This window comes from Pseudomonas sp., assembly GCF_049590575.1.
In the GTDB taxonomy this organism is placed as follows: Bacteria; Pseudomonadota; Gammaproteobacteria; order Pseudomonadales; family Pseudomonadaceae; genus Aquipseudomonas.
Window position 1 is genome coordinate 1 of record NZ_JBAWDE010000014.1, and the last position, 5906, is coordinate 5906.

The following is a 5906-nucleotide window of genomic DNA, read 5'->3' on the forward strand; positions in this document are numbered from 1 at the left end:
TCAGCAAACTGCTCGAGCAGCTCTTTCGGGATTTTTGGTAGTTCACGCAGCGGTGGTTTCTTTTTGGTTGGCATACATGCACCTCTTGCTCATGGTATGCCCGAACACAAAATTTCTGACACCCCCCAATCAAAAACCACAACAACCCTAAATCCCCCCCACGCTTATGCGTTTCCAGAACAGGAAATCCGTGCGCATGCCCTTGGGCCAGATGCCAACGGATCGGCAGTTTGGTCACCATCATCAGCGTATTGAGGGATCGAGAGATGTCAGTCGCTACCAGCCGTATCGAAGACGCCCCGCTGCACACAAGCCAGGCGCCCGCGGAAACGCTCTATCAGTTCGAAGAAACCCCGCTGCTTGCTCGCCAGCGCCAGCAGGAATCCAACGCCCGCAGTTACCCGCGACGCATCCCCCTGGCGCTCAAACGCGCCAAGGGGATCTACGTGGAAGACGTCGAAGGCCGCAGCTTCATCGACTGCCTCGCCGGCGCCGGCACCCTGGCGTTGGGGCATAACCATCCGGTGGTGATCGAAGCCATCCGACAGGTGCTGAGCGACGAGTTGCCCCTGCACACCCTGGACCTGACCACCCCGGTCAAGGATCAGTTCGTGCAAGACCTGTTCGGCCTGTTGCCGGCGGAGCTGGCGCGCGAAGCCAAGATCCAGTTCTGCGGCCCGACCGGCACCGATGCGGTGGAAGCCGCGTTGAAACTGGTGCGCACCGCGACCGGACGCAGCACGGTGCTGTCGTTCCAGGGCGGTTACCACGGCATGAGCCAGGGCGCGCTGAGCCTGATGGGCAGCCTGGGGCCGAAGAAACCCTTGGGCGCCTTGCTCGGCAATGGCGTGCAGTTTCTGCCGTACCCCTACGATTACCGCTGCCCGTTCGGCCTGGGTGGCGCGCAGGGCGTACGGGTCAATCTGCATTACCTGGAAAACCTGCTGAATGACCCGGAAGCCGGGGTGTTGCTGCCGGCCGCGGTGATTGTCGAAGTGGTCCAGGGCGAGGGCGGTGTGATCCCGGCCGATCTCGACTGGCTGCGCGGCCTGCGACGCATTACCGAGCAAGCCGGTGTGGCGTTGATCGTCGATGAAATCCAGAGCGGGTTCGGCCGCACCGGCAAGATGTTTGCCTTCGAACACGCCGGCATCATCCCGGACGTGGTGGTGATGTCCAAGGCCATCGGCGGCAGCCTGCCGTTGGCGGTGGTGGTGTATCGCGACTGGCTCGACACCTGGTTGCCGGGCGCGCATGCCGGGACCTTCCGCGGCAATCAGATGGCCATGGCGGCGGGGTCAGCGGTGATGCGCTACCTCAAGCAACATGACCTGGCCGGCCACGCGGCCGCCATGGGCGAGCGCCTGGGCGAACACCTGCGCATCCTGCAGCGCGACTTCCCACACCTGGGGGATATTCGTGGGCGTGGGCTGATGCTCGGGGTGGAGTTGGTCGACCCGGATGGCACGCCGGATATTCAGGGCCACCCACCGGTGCATCGCCAATTGGCGCCGCTGGTGCAGCGTGAGTGCCTCAAGCGCGGCCTGATCCTGGAGCTGGGCGGCCGGCATGGCAGCGTGGTGCGTTTCCTGCCGCCGCTGGTGATCACCGCCGCTGAAGTGGACCGGGTCGCCGAGATCTTCGGGCGCGCCCTGGCGGCAGCGGTCGCCAGCCTCTAATTTTTTGCAAGCTTGATACGTTTCTACAGATATCAGCGCTGCGCGTGGTGCGCAGCCAGCCTTTGAGCGATGGAGAACAGCAATGACCTCAGTATTTGACCGCGACGACATCCTGTTTCAGGTAGTGGTCAACCACGAAGAACAGTATTCCATCTGGCCGGACTACAAGGCCGTGCCGGAGGGCTGGCGCACCGTGGGCAAAAGCGGCATGAAGAAAGAATGCCTGGCCTACATCGAAGAAACCTGGACCGACATGCGTCCGTTGAGCCTGCGCCAGAAGATGGATGGCGCTGTACTGGCCGGCTGACACACCGCAAAGCCAATGCGGGACCGGGCTTGCCCGCTCCCGCATAAAGCGTTATTGCGGTGTGTGGGTGTACAGGTAATCCGTCGCCAGCGACGCCAGCGTCCTCACCCCCACCACCAACGCCGACTCATCCACAAAGAAGCCCGGATTATGGTTCGGCGCGGCTTTGCGCATGTCCTGATCCCTCGGCGTCACCCCCAGGAATACAAACAGCCCCGGCGCTTCCTTGGCGTAAAACGAGAAGTCCTCGGCACCGCCCACCAGCGGGCCTTGCACCACATCATCCTTGGCCGCCCAGCGCAGGCTTGGCAGCATTTTTTCGGTCAGCGCCGGGTTGTTGATGGTCGGGTCGTATTTCTCGATGATGGTGACTTCGGCCTTGGCGCCGCCGCTTTCGGCGATTTTCTCGACGGTCTGGCGCACATCCGCGTGCAGCTTCTGGCGAATGCCATAGTCGTAGGAACGGATGGTGCCGCTCATGTCCAGCGACTCGGGGATGATGTTGTAGCGTGTGCCGCCATTGATGGTGCCGATGCTTACCACCGACGGAAACGAAGAAATATCGGTGCGGCGGCTGACCACGGTCTGCAGGCCGACGATGGTCTGCGCGCCGACGGTGATCGGGTCGATCCCGTCCCAGGGGCGGCCGGCGTGGGTCTGTTTGCCGAGGATCTTGATGCGCAGGTCATCCGAGCTGGCCAGCGTCGGGCCCGGGCGGTAGGCGATTTGCCCGGCGGGGACACCGGCCCACACGTGCAGGCCGAACACCGCATCCGGCTTGGGTGTCTTCATCACGCCTTCCTGCACCATCATTTTTGCGCCCCAGGTGTTCTTGCCATCGGGGATAAAGTCGCTTGGGCCTTCTTCTGCCGGCTGGAAATAAAACACCACGGTGCCCGGCAAGCGCTCGCGCATGCCCGTCAGGATTTTTGCCGTGCTCAGCAGGATCGCCGTGTGGCCGTCGTGGCCGCAGGCGTGCATCACGTCGACTTCCTTGCCCAGGTAGGTGCCTTTGGCTGTGGAGGCGAAGGGCAGGTCGGAAACTTCCTTGACCGGCAACGCATCCATGTCGGCACGCAGCGCCACGGTCGGGCCGGGCAAGCCACCTTTCAGGATGGCAACCACGCCGGTGCGGGCTACGCCGGTTTTTACCTCGAGGCCGAGGTCGCGCAGTTGCTTGGCGACCAGCGCGGCGGTGCGGGTTTCGGTATTGCCCAGTTCAGGGTGGGCGTGGATATCGCGCCGGGTTTCGAGCAAGGCCGGCTCGAGGATTTTTGCTTGGGCGGCGATTTCCTCCCGGGCGCTGTCCTGGCCGCTGCTGGCGGCTATCACTGCGCTGCTGGCCACGCCACACAGCAAACCGAAAACCCATTGGTGTGTCAGACCGTTCAAACGCATAAGGACCTCTCCTGAGTTTATTGTTGTAGAGCTTTCTCCTGCACGGAGCCTGCGGTCACCACCTGCACACTCAAGCGCGGCGTGGCCAGGTCCAGCCCGGCTTCATCCAGATGGCGCTTGAGCGACAGGTTGAACGCCCGCGACACTTCCCACTGCTTGATCGGCGCGGTCTTGAACCGTGCCCGCAGGATCGCACTGCCGGACTCAAAGCTTTCGACGCCCTGGATCTCCAGCGGCGACCAGATATTGCGGCGCTGCAGCGGGTCGTTGCGCATCTTCTGGCCGACGTCGCGCATCAGTTTGATCGCGTCGTCGATTTCCATGTTGTAGGGGATCGCCACGCGGAAGATCGCGTAGCCGAACTCGCGGGAATAGTTCTTGATGCTTTTGATTTCGCTGAACGGAATGGTGTGCACGATGCCGTCGATATCGCGCAGGCGCACGGTACGGATGGTCAGGCCTTCGACGGTGCCGAGGTGGCCGCCGACGTCCACGTAGTCATCGATGGCCAGGGAGTCTTCGATAATGATGAACAGGCCGGTGATCAAATCCGCCACCAGCGACTGCGCACCAAAACCGATGGCCAGACCGATCACACCAGCACCGGCCAGCAGCGGCGTGACGTTCATGCCCATGTTCGCCAGGGCGACAATCGCGGCAATGATAAAAATGGTCACGAACAGCACGTTGCGGATCAGCGGCATCATGGTCTGCGCACGCGCGTTGGCCAGGCCTTTGCGCGAGCGGGTGAGGGCGTGGTGGATCGCGGTGTCGCTGAGGATCCAGATCAGCCAGGCAAACAGCAAGGTGCCCGCCAGGCCGAACAGCTTGACGCTGACTTCGTGGCCATCGCCTTCGGTAAAGCGGATCAGCGACAGGCCCCAGACCCGCAGGCCCAATTCGATAAACACCAGCCACACCGCCAGGTGGGCCAGGGTGTAGACGAAGCTTTTCAGGCGCTCGGAATACAGTGCATGGCGCTTGTGCCCGCGTTGCGGCTTGAGCGCGTGGCGACGTACCAGGCCATTGATGACCATGCACAACACCAGCAACACCGTGCACAACAGCGACTGCCGCAGGGCGGTGCTGGTGTCGCCGGCAGACAGGAAGGTGGCGAACAGCGAAATGCCCACCAGCAACAGCGCCGGGATGTACCAGAATGAGCCGATGATCGACAGCGTGTCGGTCAGGGCGCGGCGGGTGAGGCGGCGCGACAGGGGCTGGTTGCGGATCAGGTGGGCGATCGGTCGGCGGAAACGCAGGATAAATACGCCGGTGGAGAGCGCCGCCATCACATTGGCAACCGTCGCGGCGGTGTGGGCCAGGTGCTGGCCGAGCGCCGCGACCAACCGTGGGTCACTCAAGGCTTCGCCAAAGGCGGCAAAGCTGCCGATCCACCAGAGTGGCCGGAACGCCTGGTGGCGCAGGATGTAAAGCGCGCGGTGGCGGTGCGGGCCATCGAGCAGGGAAAACGCAATCACACAGATCGCCGAGAAACAGGTGCCGACCACCAGCGCGTACGCCAGCACCATCGCCAGGGATTTGCCCAGGGACGACGGCAGTGCGTAGCTCAGGTACACGGTGATCACCAGGGCGATCAGCCACGGCCCCAGTTTGCGCAGGGCGAAGCGCAGCATGTCCCAGGTGCGCGGGTGTTGCGGCAACTCCTCGGGCAAGCCGAAGCGTTCGCGCACGCGGTGGCTGAGCCAGATCAGCGCGGCGGCCAGCAGGCTCCACACGGCCAGGATCAAGGCAAAGCCAAAGATGATCGGCAGCCATTCGCTGGCCGGCAGCATCAGCGCACTCAACTCATCCTTGGCCAGGTCGACTTCGTCGGACCAGCGCCCCAGCGGGCTGTCGGCGCCGGAAAACTGCTGCTCCAGGCCCGACAGGGTGCTGCCGATCAAACCGAGCACGCCTTGTTCGGCGGGCGGTTGGGCCTTTTGCGTGGCTTCGCGGAGCTTTTTCAGGTCGCTCAGCAGCTGGGTACGCTGCTGGTCGTTTTCCAGGGTCTTGATCACCTCGTCCAGGGACTGGCCCAGCGGCACCTCTGCCTGGGGTTGGGCCTTGTTGGAGCTGCCCAGCAGGCCGGGCAGGCTCACCGCTTGGGCGGACGTCAGCGGCAGCAGCGTGAGCAGGGCGATCAGGAAGTAGCAGGGCAGGGCAAACAGACGGGAAAGCACGAGGCGGTCAACCTTGAAAACGACGAGTTGACCGAGTGTACGAGGCCGCTATGCCAGATGCGAGTGCATTTGTCATTCCGCCAGTTTGGCGAGGATCTTGTACACCACGGTACCGAGGATCAGCAGCATGCCCACCCACATGCCGAACACGCCGAGGGGCTTGTCGCGAAAGTTGAAGCCGACCGCGAGCATGATCATGCCGATCACGATAGGGATGAGCATGGCGTGGAAGGAGGACATGGAGATCATCGGGCGACGGCCTTGTCAGAGTGGGAATTCTGACAAGTCTAGGCGCGATTGCGGAAAGTGCAGGTGATACAGGTCAGCTATATCCACAAC

Annotated in this window: 6 protein-coding genes; 3 read left to right on the forward strand and 3 right to left on the reverse strand. The window is 63.0% G+C overall.

Annotated features, from left to right (window positions below; all coding sequences use genetic code 11):
- The 3 genes from WBR57_RS00955 to WBR57_RS00965 form a co-directional block, all read left to right on the forward strand.
- Positions 1-255 (forward strand): hypothetical protein (locus WBR57_RS00955; RefSeq protein WP_424081280.1); only part of this gene is annotated, 255 nt, incomplete at its 5' end.
- Between the two features lie 11 nt (positions 256-266).
- The gene (locus WBR57_RS00960; RefSeq protein WP_424081282.1) at positions 267-1679 is read left to right on the forward strand and encodes an aspartate aminotransferase family protein; all 1413 of its coding nucleotides are present in this window, start codon (positions 267-269) and stop codon (positions 1677-1679) included.
- 82 nt (positions 1680-1761) lie between these two features.
- Complete coding sequence (locus WBR57_RS00965; RefSeq protein ID WP_424081284.1) at positions 1762-1986, forward strand: MbtH family protein; 225 nt, start codon at positions 1762-1764, stop codon at positions 1984-1986.
- A 51-nt stretch (positions 1987-2037) separates the two neighbouring features.
- Here WBR57_RS00965 and WBR57_RS00970 read toward each other — a convergent pair whose 3' ends face one another.
- The 3 genes from WBR57_RS00970 to WBR57_RS00980 form a co-directional block, all read right to left on the reverse strand.
- Entirely contained in the window at positions 2038-3384 is a 1347-nt protein-coding gene (locus tag WBR57_RS00970; protein ID WP_424081286.1) for an amidohydrolase, read from the reverse strand.
- Positions 3385-3401: 17 nt separating this feature from the next.
- Entirely contained in the window at positions 3402-5567 is a 2166-nt protein-coding gene (locus WBR57_RS00975; RefSeq protein WP_424081288.1) for a mechanosensitive ion channel family protein, read from the reverse strand.
- A gap of 72 nt (positions 5568-5639) precedes the next feature.
- Entirely contained in the window at positions 5640-5807 is a 168-nt protein-coding gene (locus WBR57_RS00980) for a hypothetical protein (protein ID WP_424081290.1), read from the reverse strand.
- Positions 5808-5906: the final 99 nt, after the last annotated feature.